Here is a 16,307-nt window from a genome sequence, read left to right as displayed (position 1 = left end):
AAGTCGTCGAAACCGACCGCCGACCATCATGCCGTTCAACAGAACGACGGGATGGATTTAAGCGAGGAGGGGATCAGGTATCGAACGTGTCGCGGCCACTGAACTTGATCTTGGCAGGATTGGTGTTCTGGCCAATGCGGCGTGGGTTATGCCCCACCATTGCACGACCCTCATTGACTTTCTCGGGGAAGACGCCGTCCTTGGGATGCAGGAATTCAGTGTCGCCACCGGGGTAGATCCGGTAAATCTTGTAGTCCTCGATCCGGGGCTTGAATTTGGTGCGCAGCTGGGTGCCCAGCGCCAGGCACTGTTCCTTACGTGCGAAATACATGATGTTTTCGCCGGTGTTCATCACGGCAGCGCCGCCGGTTGGCAGCTCGAAGACTTGATCGGTTTTGCTGCTCCAGGTGATTGCGTATTTCTCTTCTGTTAAAGCGGAATTGAGCAGGCCACCGGTGCTTCCGATGTACTGGGGAAGCTGTCCTGTCAAAGGAGTTGATGTCATGGCTGTCCTGAGGAAATCCGCATGCCGATCTGTTTGGAAAGTAGCAAATGATTCGGCTCCGATTTGGTGATCCGACCCGGACCTTTACACCCGTCAACAATGATCGGCGATCGGAAAGAACACCGTCAGCCCGCGGTCCCTGCGCTGGGTGAGGCGTCCGCCAAGTCGTTCAAGCAGTCGACGGGTTGCCGTCTGGCTCAGCTGCAGTCCACCCGTGCTGGTATTCCAGCTGAGAACGGGACCAAGGTTTTCCTGCGACAAGTCGTTGGCGTCGGCTGCTGTGGTGGAGAGCTGATCAGGTGTTCTCGTGAGAATCTGCAGCTTCAGGCGCGCACCCGCAGGTTGAAGGGTCAATTCAAGGCTGCTTCCTGCCGGCAAGCTGCGGCTGCAGCGGTCAATCAGTCCGCCAAGCATGGGCTCCAGTCGACCTGGATCGCTCAGCACAGGGGGAAGCCCACTCTCCAGGTTCAGCTCGAGATGTAATCCCCGGCGTTGCAGCTGCTGTTCCCATCCCGGCGCCAGAAGATTCAGCATCGCTCCAAGGTCGGTGCGGGCCAGCGTGGATGAGCTATGGGGCTGCCGCTGCAGTTCGGCCGCCTGAAAAATCAGCCCGAACCGATCGATCTGCTCGCTGCATTCGGTGTCGATCTGCTGCAGGCGACCGAGCACCTGCTCTGGAAGGTCACGGCGGCGCAGCAGGGAACGAATCAAGGTGCGGATGGTGGCCAAGGGTGTGCGCACTTCATGCGTGATGGCCTCCAGCAGCGACAGCTCAGCATCCTCATCTCCCTTGTCGTTAGCAGGCTGTGGTGGAGGTGGTGTGGATTTGGGACCCTGCGCTGTCTGCAACATGACCGTGGGCGCCATTCCAGCGAGCCGCTCCGCCAGACGGGGCCAGAAGCGTGTGGCCAGATCGCTGCTGCTCTGCAAAGGACCGAGTTGCCGAACCGCCTGTTGCAGTTGGTCGGCTTGTTCAGGCGCATCCAGGCGCAGACGCTGTTCAACCAGCGTCAGGGCCTGGCCAAGGATGTCGGGCTCGCTGCGCATTAGCAGCTGCCGCTGTCCCTCTTCGCCATGGAGGGCCAGGGCCACCTGGAGCCGGCTTGTGATCACGATCAGTAGCGGATCGTGACTGTCGGACTCTCTCAGGGGCAGGCGCTGGAAGTGCTCGTTGGACGTGGCCAATGCGACCTGGCTTTGTCTGGCATTGAGGCGATCCGGTGGGAGCAGGGTTGATCGCTCGGCGGCACTCAGGACATCCAGGGCCTCAGGCGCCCAAACCCAGCCCTGAAAACGCTGAAGCAGATCGGGGGCGTAAAGGGCTGGCAGCGGTGCCGCCAGCCAGATGCCTGCGGCAGTGTTGTCTTGAATCTCCAGCAGATCCTGCAGCACTTCCAAGCCGCCCCACCACAGCCGTCTGGCATTGGTGTCGCTGGCCTGGCCGGGAGGGACACCCGTCGCCATACAGGCCTGAATTGACTGCAGCAGCGGTGTGGAGTCCTTCAACGGATCAGAGCTCGCCTTGCACGCCTTGCCACGGATAGGCAGAGACCAAGGGCGATGAAATTCACCACCATGGCGCTGCGTCCGTAGCTCATGAAGGGCAGCGGAATCCCGGTGACGGGCCCAAGGCCGATGGTCATGAAGATGTTCACCACAACCTGGAACATCAGCATCGTGGCGACGCCGATTACCACCAACGATTCGAAGTCGGTCCGAGCTTTTCCTGCCACCTGAAGCATGCGCCCCATCAGTAGTGCGAAGCCGACGACCACCAGAATTGTGCCCACGAATCCCAGCTCCTCACCCAGCGCACTGAAGATGAAATCGGTGTGCTGCTCGGGGATGAAGCGCAGCTTGGTGAGTTGTCCCTGCAGCAGGCCAGTGCCGAACAGTCCTCCAGAACCAATTCCCACAGTGCTCTGCAGGAGGTGATATCCACCACCCAAGGGGTCCTTGGTTGGGTCGAGAAATAGCACCAGTCGGTCGCGCTGATAATCCTGCAGGCCATTGGCCCACAGCCAGGGAGTCACCAGTGCAGCTGCGCTTTGAACCGCCAGGACCAGAGCCAGCGCGACTTTTTTCCAGGGCAGAGACCGATAGGCGATGCCCAGGGTGAATGGGATCCAGGCGGCGAGTCCCCAGGGGAACAGTCCCGCGAGCAGGGCCGTGATCAGGGGGGAGAGCAGCAGAACCAGCCACTCGAAAGGCATTCCCGACCAGTAGAGCATCGTCAACAACAGCGCACCGAACACCAGCGACGTGCCCAGATCGGGCTGGATGAACACCAGCACCCAGGGGAGTGAAATCACACCTAGTGGTCTGAGCAGATCCACCGGGCGTTCAACAGGGTGTCGATCCAATACCGCTGCCAGCAGCAGGATTGCTGCCAGCTTCGCGAATTCGGAGGGTTGCACATGCACGCCCCCGATGCTGATCCAGCGTTGTGCGCCCAGTGCTGTGGTGCCGATCATTCGAACAGCGACGAGGCTGATCACGGTGAGTCCGTAAATGGGGATCAGCAGGGGGCGGAGTCGCAGCAACGACAACCTCTCCAGCACTAGTGCGATTCCCACGCCGACACCGGCAGTGATCCAGTGGTGATACCAGTCGGCGTAATCGGCCTGACGCTGCGTGCTGGCGATCAGAAGTCCAGCCACGGCCACCATGGCGAGCGGTACTCCCCACAGAATCCAGTCCCGCTCGCGTCCTCGACCCCGCCGTTTGTCGGACCTTCTGAACAGGGGTTGTCCACTGAGGCCGACTCCGGACACCATGATCAGGCTTCGTTGGTCACCATGGGTGAGAGACGATCTGCCAGCGCCAGAAATGTCTTGGCGCTGACCGAGTCGGGCTTTGACAAGGTGATCGGTTTGCCCTGATCGCCGCCTTCCTGAACATGCATCTCCATGGGAATTTCAGCCAGTAGGGGGACGTCGAAAGCATCGGCCAGCGTCTGGCCACCGCCTGTGCCGAAGAGGGCATATCTGCGATCGGGCTGGTCTGGCGGAATGAATGCGCTCATGTTTTCGACCACACCCAGCACCGGGATATTCATCTGGCGAAACATCGCCAATCCGCGTCGCGCATCCTGAAGGGCCACCTGCTGTGGGGTGGTCACGATCACGACGCCCGCCATGGGAACAGCCTGGGCTAATGACAATTGGGCATCGCCGGTGCCAGGCGGCAGGTCAACCACCAAGACATCGCGCTCTCCCCACTGCACTTGATATAGAAACTGGCGAATGATCCCGTTGAGCATGGGTCCGCGCCAGATCACGGGCTGGTTCTCTTCAATCAGCAGCCCCATCGACACCATGGCGACTCCGCAGGTCTCGATCGGCTGCATGCACTGGTTATCTCCACTGCCGCTCACCTCTGGCGTACGGTCCGCCACCCCGAGCATGGTTGGGGCGTTGGGGCCATAAATATCGGCATCCAGAAGCCCTACCTTCAGTCCACGCACGGCTAGAGAACAGGCCAGATTCACCGCCACCGTGCTCTTGCCAACGCCACCCTTGCCGCTGCTGACCGCGATGACATGGCGGACACCGGGAATCGACTGTCGTTCGGCGACCTGGCCGTGGCCAGCCTGTCCGATTCCTCCCTGGGAGGGTGGTTGCCCGAGTTCGATCTGGACATCGTCGATGTCCTCCAGTTGCAGCAGTCGCTGCCTCGCACCGCTCACAATCTGATCACGCTGGTTCTGTGCGAATCCAGGCAGGTTCAACCGGATCACTGCTCTTGGAGGCGTCACCCGCACCTGGTCGAGCCAACCGAGGTCCAACAGAGAACGGTCACTTCCCGCATCGCGGAGGTCGCTGAGCGCCTGAGTGGCCTGTTCCGCAGTGGTCATGCGTCCCATTCGTTGGCTGGATCCTAGGGGCGCTTTTCCATGACAGTCCTTCACACGAACTTGTCGGAGACGGCGCTGGGCTGAAATGGTCAGGAGTTCAACGACACTGTCGACCATGGTCCGTTCCCTGCTTAAGCGTCTGAAGGGCCGGATGCTCGGGGCCGTGCCCTCGTCGTCTGGGGCTGTCTCGGGAGAGCGTCCCCCCGCCGACTCACGCGAGCGTGCCCGTGCGCTGGTGATGGGCCTGCAAGATGAGATCTGCTCAGGCCTCGAAGAGATCGACGGCGTTGGCAAGTTTCAGGAAGAGAGCTGGGATCGGCCTGAAGGCGGTGGTGGGCGTTCCCGTGTGATGCGTGAAGGCCGCATCTTTGAACAAGGAGGCGTGAATTTCTCTGAAGTGCATGGTAAGGAACTGCCACCTTCAATCCTCAAACAGCGGCCTGAAGCCAAAGGGCATTCATGGTTTGCCACCGGCACCTCCATGGTTCTGCATCCCAGAAATCCATTCGTTCCGACGGTGCATCTCAACTATCGCTACTTCGAGGCTGGACCGGTCTGGTGGTTCGGAGGTGGTGCTGATCTCACGCCTTACTACCCCTTTCTTGAGGATGCCCGCCATTTTCATCGCACCCATCAGCAGGCTTGCGATTCAGTCGATGAGCGTCTTTATAAGGTGTTCAAACCCTGGTGTGACGAGTACTTCTTCCTGAAGCATCGCCAGGAGACGAGGGGGATCGGCGGCATCTTCTACGACTACCAAGACGGGTCTGGGCGCCTTTACCGCGGCCAGGATCCTGAAGGCCCAGCTGCTCGCAAAGCGGCTGAGATCGGTTCAGTGAATCTCTCCTGGGAGCAGCTGCATGATCTGGCGAGGGCTAACGGAACGGCATTCCTTCCTGCCTACATGCCGATTATCGACAAACGTAATGGCCTTGCTTACGGAGACCGTGAGCGTCAGTTCCAGTTGTACCGACGGGGAAGGTATGTGGAATTCAATCTGGTCTGGGATCGAGGAACCATCTTCGGATTGCAGACCAATGGCCGCACGGAATCGATCCTGATGTCTCTGCCGCCTCTAGCTCGCTGGGAATATGGCTATCAGGCCGAGGAGGGGTCTCGTGAGGCCCTACTCACGGATCTGTTCACCCGTCCACAGCATTGGTTCGAAGATCCATCGCTTGAGGAACGTTGTCGTCCGCATCAGGCGGTGAACTGAGCCTCTGGGTTGCTGGGCCCGGGGTCTCCCCGATGCCCAGCTCAATGGCTTCAACGATGCGAAGGGCCAACGCGGCAATCACTGCATTGCGACTGTGCGGAGCCCGCAAAGCCCGCTCCAGCTGTCCCTCCAGTTTGCCGATCTCGAGAATGCTGATGCCTCGTCTGGGTGCGCCGAGACCACCGCGAAAGTTGATGGGATAGCGACCGAAATTGAGGGCCAGGCTTTCGTCAATCCTTGTCGCTGGACTGCGCCGGTTGGGGATCAGGCCAGAGCCGACGCCGTGGCGTCCGTAGGCATCGAAATGGATCTCCAAGGCGTAACCACCTGCGTCGTGGTGACGTCGCCCCACCGACCAGTTGGTGCGTGGATCCTCTTCATTCTCAATCGTGAGTTGATCCGGTTCATAGGAACGGATCTTGAGTCCGCGAGCCTGGCCTGTTGTCACCACGGCATCACGAACCCGCCGATTCCAGAACAGTTCATCGCGCATGCGCGCATCCATGGGGCGGGCTCCCCCACGGTCAACAGCTGCGCCCGAAGTCCCGGCTCCCTCGATTCCCTGGGAGTCGGCATGGCCTGCCAGAACCAGAATCTCCATGGACTCTGAGGGTATTGCTCGGCCCGTCCAGCTGGCAGGCAAGCCAACCCTGACTCCCGTGAGGGGGTCGTCGTCCTGGGGGTGTGGTGTTTTGGCGGCCGTTGCCATCACGGCTGACAGGATCAGTCCAGCGGTCATCAATGCCGCGGGCAGGACCAGCCGTCGCGGAGTCACGTCAGATCGGTGATGACAGCAACGCGCCATCGCTGGCCAGTTCCAGCGGATCGGCAAGGGCGAGCTCAAGGGCGATGAGCTCATCGCGATGAGCACGCAGGCGCAGTGTGCTGCCTTCGCCTGCCTCAGACTCGATGAGCCGGATCTGAATCTCTTCCACGCGCCTTGCTCGGCGGGTGTAAATCCACCCGGCCAAGGGACCAAGAGTGGCAATCAGCAGAGGCCACCAATTCAAGGATGGGTTCATCTGTCGCACGACCAGTCCAAGGCTGCCAGCGCCGACGGTTCCCAGCAGTGACAGCAGGATTGCCAGAGGGACACTGCTGTCGACCTGGCCTCTGTATTCCAGCAGGCAGCGATCGGCATCCCCGCCTTGCTGGCTCCAGCCCCGCTGCTTCAACCAGGCGTCGAGTCCATTCAGCACTTCTACCGGAGGCCGCGGTGATCGAACCTCCAAAACAGTGGTTCGATCCTTGCTGGCAGCTCGCAGGAAGAAGACCAGTCCAATCCCCAGCAACGCTGTGAGCAGCAGAGTGGACGTCTGGGGGGATGGCATCCGGCTAGCTGCTGCCCGAACAGAGGACTGTTCTACGTGGTCAGTGGCTAGGTGGTCAGTGGATCGTGTTCATGAAGCCAGCGGCTCCAGGGTTCCATCAGGCGTTCAGCCTGCCCTCTTGCGTCCTGATGCAGATGCAGCATGCGGCGGGGGCGCCCCCTGCTTGGGCAACGCTTGGTATAGGAATCAAGCATTTCCTGCTGCTCGAGAAAATCGACCGCCTGATGCAGCACTGTTTCGGAGAGCCGCAGCTTGGGATGATCACTCTGCAGGCGCTGAAGCAGTCCGGAGGGGTAGGTGTCGTTCTGCAGCAGGCAGTCCAGAACCCAGCAGACCGCCAGCTCGAGATCCAGGAAGAGCGGCGGGGGCTGCTGGAAATAGTGTTCGATGTCCGCCAGACAGGAGCGCGTTGGTTTGCGTTGGGTGAGCATGAAAACAAGCTGTCTCGATTTTGTCTAACTCGGTCTTGTTCTGATTTTCAAGCGCTCAGTTAAAACTCGTTCGATCTCCTGCTGAGGCCAGAGTGGTGGTTGGTTGTCATTCCTTGCTTTCCTTCCATGGCTGAGATCCCCAATGAGCCCTGCACATTCGCAGTCTTTGATGGAGACCTGGATCAGGACTGGTATGACCGCTTCGTCCAGGCGAAGGCCCTTGCGGTCGACACCGAAGCCATGGGACTGATTCATGGACGTGACCGACTCTGTCTGGTGCAGATCTGCGACGACAGAGACCAGGTTGCTTGCATTCGCGTTGGTCTCGGCCAGACGGAGGCCCCGCGGCTGAAGTCACTGATGGAGGCCCAATCCATTGAAAAGGTGTTCCATTTCGCCCGGTTTGACGTGGCAGCGCTGGCCACGGGGCTTTCGATCCGAGTCAATCCTGTGTTCTGCACCAAGGTTGGGAGTCGTCTGGCACGCACCTACACCCCGCGGCACGGCCTCAAGGATCTGGTTATGGAACTGGTCGGAGTTGAGCTGGATAAACAGGCCCAGAGCAGTGATTGGGGCAGGGTTGATGAGTTAAGCGACGCCCAGCTGGCCTACGCCGCCAACGATGCCCGTTATCTGCTGCCCGCGCGCCGCCAGTTGGAGGTGATGTTGCGGCGAGAGGGTCGCTGGGAGCTGGCGCAGCGTTGCTTCGCATGCGTTCCAGTGATGTCTGATCTGGATCGTTTTCGCTTTGTCAACACCTTCGAGCACTGAGCGGTTTCAGTCTTCGAGCATGAAGTGTTGATCCATGGGCTCAGCCTCCAGCAGCGTGTCCAGGTTGCTGCCCGCTGAGCCCTGGCCCTGTTCGGCTTTCGCTGCATCAAGCAGGCTTGTTGCCACGGATTTTCGGGTTTCCACATCCCGTGCACCGTCCTTGGCTGCTTGCTGGTCGACCCGTCTGCGGGCAGAGGCCTGGCTGATGCTGAGCAGACTTGCCAGTTCCGCGCAAAGCCTCAGATAGTCGCGGTCCTGAATGGCGGCCATGGCTGTGGGAAGGAGATCCTTCGTTCTGAAGTGAAACCCAGTATCAGTGTTCGGGTGCGAGCTGGCCGATCACCTCCCTTGCAATGGCTTCGCTGCCGCCTGCAGGGCCCATCCTCTGGCGCCCCATGCGCCCCATCTCCTGTCGCAGCAGAGGGTCATTGAGAAGCTGGGCAAGACGGCGGCCCAGCTCCTGTTCCGATTCACAGGTGCGGACGGCGCCACCTAGAAGTCGGCTCTGCCTCTCGGCAAACCCATGGGTGAACTGCGGACCACGACCTGGCAAGGAGAGGGCTGGGATTCCTAGTCCCACCATTTGTTCTGTGGCTGTGCCGGCGGTGGCAACACCTGCTTCCGCCCAAGCCACCCATCGATGGAATCGCCCTGGTCCAATCAGGAGAAGCACCGGCCCGTTTACCCAGCATTCGGCGGCTTCGAGGGCGCTGCTTGGAGGAGGGCAGCTGCGGAATCCAAGGTTTTGTAGCAGTTCACCCAGCTCGTTCTGATGGGGGCTGGAGCCAAGCGCTGCCAGAACGGCCAGAGGCACGGGGCTTGGCATCTGCAGGAGTCCGCTGATCAGGCGGCGGAAGTTGTTCAGTGCCTCGGGCATCCGGCTGCCGCACAGCAGCAGGATGCGTCGGCATCGCTCCAGGCTGGCTGGGGGGTCTGATTGGGCAAGCCCATCCATCATTGGGTTCCCGGGGCTGGTCGCGTTGACGCCGTGGCGGCGCAGTCCCCTTGCGGTGAGACGGTCGCGCATGGCAACCAGGCGGCAGCCACGCCGTTTCATCACATGCCATTCCCAGGGATCCCACTCGCTGCCTTTCAGTGCGTGATAGCGATCACTCAGGGCTTGTCCTGGCCCGCTGCTCCAGGTGTAGTCGCTCTTGGGCGTGCCGATGAACCCAAACGGCCGACGGATGCTCCAGGCCATCAGCAGCGGCAGCAGGTCTCCCACGGCCAGGATTGCAGCAGTGGACTTGCGCTCCTTTTGCAGGCAGATCCATTGCTTCCAGGTGAGCAGCGGCAGACCGGCCATGAGATCTGAGAGGAGAGCACCCAGGCTCTGATTGCTGAATCCTCCGCTGGGAAGTCGTGCTCCCGGACCGATCTTCTGCACCCAGCCTTTGTCAATCGCGCCCTGAAAGCAGCTGCCCTGGCCGACGAGAGGAAGCACCTTCACGGTCCAGGCCGGTTGCAGTCGGTGCAGCGATTCGATGATTTTCAGTGCTATCAGATCCTCGCCGTGTCCGTTGCTGATCACTAGCAGGGCAGGGGCGGTCTCGCTGATACGATCCGCCAGTGGAGCGGATTTGCTCCGAGCGGCGGCATGGCCAAGTGGTAAGGCAGAGGATTGCAAATCCTTTATCCCCAGTTCGAATCTGGGTGCCGCCTTCGTTCTCATCACACGGTCTGGATGATCAGAGTTGTGCTTCAGCACTGACCTGTCCTCCTGCTGGTCTATCGGCACGACAGAGAATGCGTCCTGTACGGACACTGCAGTTCCCCAGGCTCACAGCCCAGGCCTTCGGCAATCCTTCAGCCAGCCCATCGGCGTTGTAGTTCGCTTCGGACACACTGTTGATCTTGCCTTGCCAGTTGGCAGTTATCAGTTGGCAGTTGCCTCGGCTGCACTTCAAAACGGGCGTTGTTGACAACTCCGACACCACGAATGTGAGCCTCTGGCTGGAGCCTGGCTGATCGCCAGCTCCAACAAAGCGGATGCTGATGACCGCCTGCGTTCGGCCATCGATCTGAATTAAACGGCAACCACGCTTTTGCCCATTCATTGGCAGGAAGCGACAGTTGCTGCTTTTGGTCTGATATCGACCTGAAAAGGATTCGAGTTGGGGTTGAGCAGCGATGGGGGAGCTCAGACCAATCAACAGAGCGCATCCAAGGGCCGCGTGTTGGTGGATGGGTAGGACGCGCATCGCTTCAGTAGTCGCTGTCGGCCACGCACATGCCGATGCAGCTGATGCCGTTGCTGGCGGTGCGACCACAGTGAGAGCAGAGCACACGCTCATCTGCAGCACCGCTGGCTGAATCCTGCGCGGAGCCCTCGTCCCGCCGATTGCGAGCTGTTTCGGCAGCAGTGAGTGACATCGCATGGACCGTACTGAAGCGATCATGGCGTGCAGCGATCCATGGCGTTGTGACAGGAATCGGATTCGGGACTTGGGCCTGGGGCAACCAACTGCTCTGGGGCTATCGCTCCGAAACAGACGATCCAGAACTGAAAGCAACGTTTGCAGCGGCCGTTGCTGCCGGATTGCAGCTCGTGGACACGGCGGACTCCTATGGCACTGGTCGATTGAATGGTCGAAGTGAAGAGCTGCTGGGTCAGTGTCTAGAGGGCCTTGAGCTCTCGTCCCGCAACAACCTCATCGTTGCCACCAAGCTGGCTCCATTCCCCTGGCGCCTAGGTCGTCGCGGCCTGGTGAAAGCATTTCAAGCCAGCCGGCAGCGTCTACGGGGTCAGCTCGATCGGGTTCAGCTGCACTGGAGCACAGCCCGATACGCCCCCTGGCAGGAACGACCCCTGCTGGACGGTCTCGCTGATCTGGTGGACCAGGGTGAGGTGCGTGAGCTTGGTGTGTCCAATGTCGGCCCCCAGCGTCTAAGGCTGCTCCACGATCATCTGGCGCGTCGGGGTGTACGGCTGGCCAGTGTGCAGGTGCAGCTGTCACTGCTTGCTCCAGAACCAATCAGACCTGGCGGTATCCTCGACCTTTGTCGCGACCTCGGTGTGGAGGTCCTGGCTTATAGCCCTCTTGCTCTTGGCGTTCTGGCGCGACACCCTGGCTGGACACCCAGTGGTGCAACGCTCTTGCGTTCGGGGCTGTTTCGGCGCCTCTTGCCGGGTTCTCTCCCTCTGCGTCAGGCGATGGCTGACATGGCGCAGGCAAGGGGGGTGAATCAGGTGCAGGTGGCCCTGAACTGGTGCCGGGCTCACTCAACCTGCCCGATTCCTGGATTTCGCCGACCCGCTCAGGTCAAGGATGCCAAGCAGGCACTTGGCTGGACCCTCACCGAGCAAGAGCGCAGTCTGCTCGATCAGCTCAGTCTCGATTGTCCGGTTCGCATGCCGGACAATCCGTTTCAGAGCGCTTGATCGGTTGGTTCCGGATCTGGACTGACGACCACTGGCAGTGATGATGCCTGGGGTTGCAGGGAAACCACCTTGAGTGGTGGCTTGATGGCAGGTGAAGGTTCTGCCGCAGACTGTTCGCATGCTGAGAGTGCTTCCTGCAGCAAAGAATCAAACGTTGCGCCCGGAAGGCGGTGGCGTGCGATCTCCAGAAACGTTCGAGGCAGAGACTCTCCTGCAGCGCGGCGAACGGCGGGATTGTCCCGGCGCTGTTGTTGTTCCTCCTCGATTGCTCTAAGGAAACGATGGGTGACATCGCGCTTCGTGCAGGCCTTGATCAACGTGTCACGGTCACCCTGAACCTGCTCCAATTCGGTAATGCGACGCTCAAGACTAAGGAGAACTTCCGCAGCTTCTTTACTGATGTTGGCCAGTTGCCCATCAGAGAGAAATGGCATGTCGGCAACGAAGACCTTGCCGTGGTCCTTTAGCGCCAGAAAGGTCGGTCTTGGTCCGCCCTGACGGTGAGCTCCGCTTTTGTCATATCCATTACTGACAGGGCGTCTGGGAGGTGTGGGACCTGCCGACGAACGTCGTCGGGTCGTGCGCTGAGGTCTATCAAATGGCATGGCTTACTAGGGCGTATGTCGCGACGCATTGATCGATGCAGGATCGATCTGTCTGTTGTGAGACTAACGGGGTTAGAAGGCCTCAGTGCGCTTTGTCCTCCAGCTGTTGGAGATTGTTGGATCCAGGTCTGGTTCAGGCGGGTAAGCCGAGCACTGGGGAGTCGTCATGGCCAGTAGTTGCCATGATCTCGCCGATGTCCCAAGCCTTGAAGCCCTGTTGTTCACAGTGTTCGATTGCAGCTTCGACCGCCGCGCCAGGAAGCACCAGGCAATAACCAATTCCCAGATTGAAGGTGTGCCAGAGATCACGCTCCTTGATCTCTCCGTGAGATTGCAGCCAGCTGAACAGTTCCGAGCGCGGCCAGCGTTCGGGGGCCACCTTGGCGATCAAGCCGTCAGGAAGGCAGCGGGGCAGGTTCTCGGGAATGCCTCCGCCTGTGATGTGGGCCATGGCATGCAGAGGAGTGCCTGATTCGATCAACCGCTTCACCAGTGCCCCGTACAGATGGGTTGGCTTCAATAGCGCCTGAATCAGAGGTTGATCATCGGAGCCGAAGCGTGTTTCGGCCGACACGCCATTGGTCTCGAGAATTTTGCGCACCAGGCTGAAGCCATTGCTGTGAACTCCGCTGCTGCTGACCCCAACGATGCGATCGCCGGCTTGAACTTGGCTGCCGTCAATCACCGCATCCTCGTCAACGACGGCCACGCAGAAACCCGCCAGGTCATATCGGCCTGGTGGATAAAAGCCCGGCATCTCTGCTGTTTCACCGCCGAGCAGTGCGCAGCCGCTCTGGCGGCAGCCATCGGCAATGCCCTCGACCACCGTGGCCATGGCATCAGGACTCAGGGCTCCTGTGGCCATGTAGTCGAGGAAAAAGAGGGGCTCGGCACCGCTGGTGATGACGTCGTTGACGCACATGGCAACCAAGTCGATGCCCACCTCGTGATGGTTGTGATGTTCCTGGGCGAGTTCAAGCTTGGTGCCAACGCCGTCGGTTCCCGACACCAACAGTGGACGTTTCAGCCCTTGCGGCAGCCGGATCATGCCTCCAAAGCCGCCCAGCCCGCCGACTACCTCTGGACGATGCGTTGCTTCGACACCGGTTTTGATCCGCTGCACGAAAGCTCGCCCAGCTTCCACGTCTACACCGGCGGCTCGGTAGTCCATCAGCAGCAGTAGTTCTGCCCTGATCCTCTCCCCTCGTGAGCGGAGCGTCGTGTCGTGCTCTTGTGCCGCTGCGATCGCTGGTCCCCTGGTCATCAGTGGGGCTTGTTGTTTGGATTGCCTGAGCTGATCAATGGCTCCTCGGCGCGTTGTGCTTGCAGCCCAGTTGCTGCATCCTCTCCGGGCGGCTGATCAGCGTCTTGGCCTGCTCGGCGTGAGCTTTTCTCTGCCTGCAAGGAATTCCAGACATTTTTACGTTCAAGCGACTTTCATGCGCTTCGGTCGCGGTTTTTTTGGCCCTTAACGGCCGAAGCAACGGTCTTTCCTAGACCGCCGTTGACCCACTCTTATGGCTCGTTTTTTTCCTGCCATTGCTGCATTTGCCGGAGTTTCGCTCGCAGGCCTTGCTCTCTATCCGGTGCTGGCGAGAGACCTTGATGGCTTTGGGATCACTGACCCTCTGGACCTGGTGCTGCCTTCTGAGCCTGTTTCCGCTCTCGAAGTCGCTGAACCATCGATCGAAGCGCCACTGGATCCACTGATCACTGATCCAGTGACAGCCATTGCCGAGCCTGAGCCAGTGGTGGTTCCGATTCCGCCGCCGCCACCCAAGTCTCTTGTTCCGCTTGTGATCTCCACGCATTCGGGCGAAGCCAGCTGGTATGGCCCCGGTTTCTATGGGAATCGCACCGCCAATGGAGAGGTGTTTCGCCCGGGAACAATGACTGCCGCTCACCGCACCTTGCCTTTCGGTACGCGTGTGCGTGTGACCAACCTCTGGAACGGTCGCAAAGCAGTGGTGCGCATTAATGATCGTGGCCCATTTGCTGGGGACAGGGTGATTGATCTGGCGCATGGTGCTGCAAGCGAGCTGGGGTTGACGAGCAGTGGCATTGCCCAGGTTCGTCTTGAGGTGCTTCGCTGAGCCTTCGCGTCCTCCGAACTCGCTCAGAACTCACGGCCTGGCGTGCATCACGGCCTGGCCCGATTGATTTCGTTCCCACGATGGGGGGGCTGCATCAAGGTCACGCCCAGCTGATCCAGCGTGCGGTTGCTGGCTGCCCGGAGCCGGGATCCGTTCTGGTGAGTGTGTATGTCAATCCTCTGCAGTTCGGAGAGGGGGAAGACTTTGATCGTTACCCCCGCTCCTTCGAGGCTGACTGCCTTCTGGCACAGCAGGCCGGTGCGTCAGCAATCTGGTGTCCGGATGAGCGCCAGATTTATCCGCAAGGTGTCGCGTCGGGTTGGAGGCTGCAAGCGCCGTCAGCTTTGCAGTCGGGTTTGTGCGGTCCCTGGCGACCAGGCCATTTCGATGGAGTTGCCACCGTGGTCAGCCGCCTTTTGGCACTTGTCCAGCCAAGACAGCTCTGGCTGGGTGAGAAGGATTGGCAGCAACTCGCGATCGTGCGCCGGATGGTGAGCGACCTGGGATTGTCGGTTCGGATCAGGGGATGTGCCACCGTGCGGGAGCCCGATGGTCTGGCTGCCAGTTCGCGCAATTTGTACCTGCTTCCAGCGGAGCGACGCAGCGCGGTATCGATCGGAGCCGCTCTCCGTCGTGCTGCGACGCAACTTCAGAACAGGCTGGCTAGCCAGAGGGATGTTCTGATCCAACTCAGACGGCAGCTCGAAACCGCAGGCCTTGAGGTGGAGTATGTAGAGGTCGTGGATCCATCCACGCTGCAGCCTGCTGCGGAAACGCAGTCCTTGCGCCTTTTGGCCGCGGCCGTCTGCTCTGGATCCACACGCCTGATCGATCACATTTTTGTCATGACCCGTTCTCCCATCGTTGCCATCGACGGCCCCGCCGGTGCTGGAAAGAGCACGGTCACCCGGGCCTTCGCTGAACGCATGGGTCTGCTTTATCTCGATACCGGCGCCATGTATCGGGCTGTGACCTTATGGGTCCAGGAGCATGGGGCTGATCCGGCCAACGCAGACGCCGTCGAGCGGCTTCTGAGCGGCTTGGAGGTGGATCTTTCGCCGTTGCGGAATGGAGTGCAGACCGTTTGTGTGAACGGCAGGGATGTCACGGATGCAATCCGTGATCCCAAAGTCACCGGTGCGGTGTCGTTGGTGGCTGCCCATGCGTGCGTACGGGCACTGCTGACGCGGCAGCAGCAGCGACTCGGTGAGAAGGGCGGCCTGGTGGCTGAAGGCCGCGATATCGGTACAGCTGTCTTTCCGGATGCCGAGCTCAAGGTGTTCCTGACGGCGACTCCTGGAGAACGGGCTCGTCGTCGTGCCAAGGATCTGGAGACGCGCGGTCATGCCGTGCCTGCGCTCAGCGAACTCGAAGCGCAGATTGTTGAGCGAGACCGACTCGACAGCACCAGAACAAATGCGCCGTTGGTGCAGGCGGATGACGCCACCGAGCTGATCACCGACGGGATGGGGATCGAAGCCGTGATTGACGCACTCGAGGACCTGTTCCGCGGGCGGGTTGCTGAAGAGGTCTGGCCCACTCCCGAGCGCTGATCGCTTTTCATTGCTGGATGGTAGTTGCTTAATCCTGTGCGCTCAGTTCATCGAGCATCGCTGCGCAGGCATCTTCCAGTAGATCCAGCACATGATCGAAGCCGGCATCCCCTCCGTAATAAGGGTCAGGAACTTCGCTTTCGCTGTAGCGCTCTCCGTAGCTGAGCATCGGCCGGATCTGGGCGGTGGCCCTTTCCCCCGCTTCTCGGGCTAGGCCGCTGACAGCCCTGAAATTGTCGTCGTCCATGGTTAATACCAGGTCGAACTCTTCCAGGTCATTGAGGTCGATCTGACGGGCTCGGCTTGGCAGATGAATGCCACGCCGCTTGGCCGCGGCCTGCATCCGACGGTCCGCGGGATTTCCCACATGCCAGCTGCCGGTGCCGGCGGAGTCCACCACGAAGCGGTCGTTTAATCCTCGTTCGTTCAGAAGATGCAGAAACACCCCCTCCGCAGCGGGTGATCGGCAGATGTTGCCGAGACAGACGAAAAGTATTTTCACGGTTGTTTTTAAGTAATCGTTTTAGGCTTTTTGATGCCCCTTGATTGAGGCGCAAATTGGTG

20 protein-coding genes and 1 tRNA gene are annotated in these 16,307 nt (G+C 60.2%); 7 read left to right on the top strand and 14 right to left on the bottom strand.

Translation table 11 applies throughout. The features are described from left to right. Positions 1–73 precede the first annotated feature (73 nt). From SIB42_RS00465 to SIB42_RS00450, 4 genes are all read right to left on the bottom strand, one after another. A complete protein-coding gene (locus SIB42_RS00465) occupies positions 74–505 on the bottom strand; it encodes a photosystem I reaction center subunit II PsaD (RefSeq protein ID WP_067095390.1) in 432 nt (143 codons plus the stop codon). A gap of 93 nt (positions 506–598) precedes the next feature. After that, on the bottom strand, positions 599–1,969 hold the full coding sequence (locus tag SIB42_RS00460) for a sensor histidine kinase (protein WP_067095619.1): 1,371 nt from the start codon (positions 1,967–1,969) through the stop codon (positions 599–601). Positions 1,970–2,007: 38 nt separating this feature from the next. After that, the gene (gene rodA / locus SIB42_RS00455) at positions 2,008–3,282 is read right to left on the bottom strand and encodes a rod shape-determining protein RodA (RefSeq protein WP_082825044.1); all 1,275 of its coding nucleotides are present in this window, start codon (positions 3,280–3,282) and stop codon (positions 2,008–2,010) included. Positions 3,283–3,284: 2 nt separating this feature from the next. Next, complete coding sequence (locus SIB42_RS00450) at positions 3,285–4,361, bottom strand: Mrp/NBP35 family ATP-binding protein (protein WP_067095621.1); 1,077 nt, start codon at positions 4,359–4,361, stop codon at positions 3,285–3,287. A gap of 115 nt (positions 4,362–4,476) precedes the next feature. On the opposite strand from SIB42_RS00450, the gene hemF reads away from it, so the two are divergent. Then, positions 4,477–5,577, top strand: coding sequence for an oxygen-dependent coproporphyrinogen oxidase (gene hemF / locus SIB42_RS00445; RefSeq protein ID WP_067095392.1), 1,101 nt, complete (start codon positions 4,477–4,479; stop codon positions 5,575–5,577). Here hemF and SIB42_RS00440 read toward each other — a convergent pair. Genes SIB42_RS00440 through SIB42_RS00430 form a run of 3 tightly spaced genes read right to left on the bottom strand, consistent with a single transcriptional unit; the run spans position 5,504 to position 7,339 of the window. Continuing rightward, positions 5,504–6,436: an N-acetylmuramoyl-L-alanine amidase gene (locus tag SIB42_RS00440; RefSeq protein ID WP_231856416.1), complete on the bottom strand. Its 933-nt coding sequence runs from the start codon at positions 6,434–6,436 to the stop codon at positions 5,504–5,506. The genes hemF and SIB42_RS00440 overlap by 74 nt on opposite strands. Next, complete coding sequence (locus SIB42_RS00435) at positions 6,354–6,908, bottom strand: cofactor assembly of complex C subunit B (RefSeq protein ID WP_067095398.1); 555 nt, start codon at positions 6,906–6,908, stop codon at positions 6,354–6,356. The genes SIB42_RS00440 and SIB42_RS00435 overlap by 83 nt, the downstream gene beginning before the upstream one ends. A 47-nt stretch (positions 6,909–6,955) precedes the next feature. After that, positions 6,956–7,339, bottom strand: coding sequence for a helix-turn-helix transcriptional regulator (locus SIB42_RS00430; protein WP_067095402.1), 384 nt, complete (start codon positions 7,337–7,339; stop codon positions 6,956–6,958). A 126-nt stretch (positions 7,340–7,465) separates the two neighbouring features. On the opposite strand from SIB42_RS00430, the gene SIB42_RS00425 reads away from it, so the two are divergent. Continuing rightward, positions 7,466–8,110 carry a ribonuclease D gene (locus tag SIB42_RS00425; protein WP_067095405.1) on the top strand — a complete coding sequence of 215 codons (645 nt, stop codon included), beginning with the start codon at positions 7,466–7,468 and terminating at the stop codon, positions 8,108–8,110. 6 nt (positions 8,111–8,116) lie between these two features. On the opposite strand, the gene SIB42_RS00420 is transcribed toward SIB42_RS00425, so the two are convergent. Beyond that, positions 8,117–8,380, bottom strand: a complete 264-nt coding sequence (locus tag SIB42_RS00420; protein ID WP_067095407.1) for a hypothetical protein — start codon at positions 8,378–8,380, stop codon at positions 8,117–8,119. 43 nt (positions 8,381–8,423) lie between these two features. After that, entirely contained in the window at positions 8,424–9,641 is a 1,218-nt protein-coding gene (locus SIB42_RS00415; protein ID WP_369818446.1) for a lipid-A-disaccharide synthase-related protein, read from the bottom strand. Positions 9,642–9,701: 60 nt separating this feature from the next. Here SIB42_RS00415 and SIB42_RS00410 point away from each other — a divergent pair. Then, positions 9,702–9,772, top strand: a tRNA-Cys gene (locus SIB42_RS00410). A gap of 26 nt (positions 9,773–9,798) precedes the next feature. On the opposite strand, the gene SIB42_RS00405 is transcribed toward SIB42_RS00410, so the two are convergent. Beyond that, positions 9,799–10,311 (bottom strand): hypothetical protein, encoded by a 513-nt coding sequence (locus SIB42_RS00405; RefSeq protein WP_067095412.1) that lies wholly within the window; start codon positions 10,309–10,311, stop codon positions 9,799–9,801. Positions 10,312–10,315: 4 nt separating this feature from the next. Then, on the bottom strand, positions 10,316–10,483 hold the full coding sequence (locus SIB42_RS00400; protein WP_156485200.1) for a hypothetical protein: 168 nt from the start codon (positions 10,481–10,483) through the stop codon (positions 10,316–10,318). 49 nt (positions 10,484–10,532) lie between these two features. Here SIB42_RS00400 and SIB42_RS00395 point away from each other — a divergent pair, with 49 nt between their 5' ends. Further along, positions 10,533–11,492 carry an aldo/keto reductase gene (locus SIB42_RS00395; protein WP_067095623.1) on the top strand — a complete coding sequence of 320 codons (960 nt, stop codon included), beginning with the start codon at positions 10,533–10,535 and terminating at the stop codon, positions 11,490–11,492. Here SIB42_RS00395 and SIB42_RS00390 read toward each other — a convergent pair. Continuing rightward, positions 11,480–12,097 carry a histidine phosphotransferase gene (locus tag SIB42_RS00390; RefSeq protein ID WP_067095415.1) on the bottom strand — a complete coding sequence of 206 codons (618 nt, stop codon included), beginning with the start codon at positions 12,095–12,097 and terminating at the stop codon, positions 11,480–11,482. The two genes, SIB42_RS00395 and SIB42_RS00390, sit on opposite strands and share 13 nt — an antisense overlap. Positions 12,098–12,230: 133 nt before the next feature. Next, positions 12,231–13,268, bottom strand: a complete 1,038-nt coding sequence (purM, locus tag SIB42_RS00385; protein WP_067095626.1) for a phosphoribosylformylglycinamidine cyclo-ligase — start codon at positions 13,266–13,268, stop codon at positions 12,231–12,233. A 130-nt stretch (positions 13,269–13,398) separates the two neighbouring features. Between purM and SIB42_RS00380 the strand changes: the two genes are divergently transcribed. From SIB42_RS00380 to SIB42_RS00370, 3 genes are all read left to right on the top strand, one after another. Beyond that, positions 13,399–13,569, top strand: coding sequence for a hypothetical protein (locus tag SIB42_RS00380; RefSeq protein WP_413328207.1), 171 nt, complete (start codon positions 13,399–13,401; stop codon positions 13,567–13,569). A 45-nt stretch (positions 13,570–13,614) separates the two neighbouring features. After that, positions 13,615–14,190, top strand: coding sequence for a septal ring lytic transglycosylase RlpA family protein (locus SIB42_RS00375; protein ID WP_067095418.1), 576 nt, complete (start codon positions 13,615–13,617; stop codon positions 14,188–14,190). A gap of 62 nt (positions 14,191–14,252) precedes the next feature. Beyond that, entirely contained in the window at positions 14,253–15,743 is a 1,491-nt protein-coding gene (locus SIB42_RS00370) for a bifunctional pantoate--beta-alanine ligase/(d)CMP kinase (RefSeq protein WP_231856421.1), read from the top strand. A 28-nt stretch (positions 15,744–15,771) separates the two neighbouring features. Here the strand turns inward: SIB42_RS00370 and SIB42_RS00365 are convergent, their stop codons facing one another. Then, a complete protein-coding gene (locus SIB42_RS00365) occupies positions 15,772–16,245 on the bottom strand; it encodes a low molecular weight protein-tyrosine-phosphatase (RefSeq protein WP_067095424.1) in 474 nt (157 codons plus the stop codon). Positions 16,246–16,307: the final 62 nt, after the last annotated feature.

Origin of the sequence: Synechococcus sp. MIT S9508 (assembly GCF_047303045.1) — a bacterium.
Classification (GTDB): domain Bacteria; phylum Cyanobacteriota; class Cyanobacteriia; order PCC-6307; family Cyanobiaceae; genus Synechococcus_C.
Note: the sequence above shows the minus strand (reverse complement) of the source record. Positions and strands in the feature narration are given on the sequence as shown.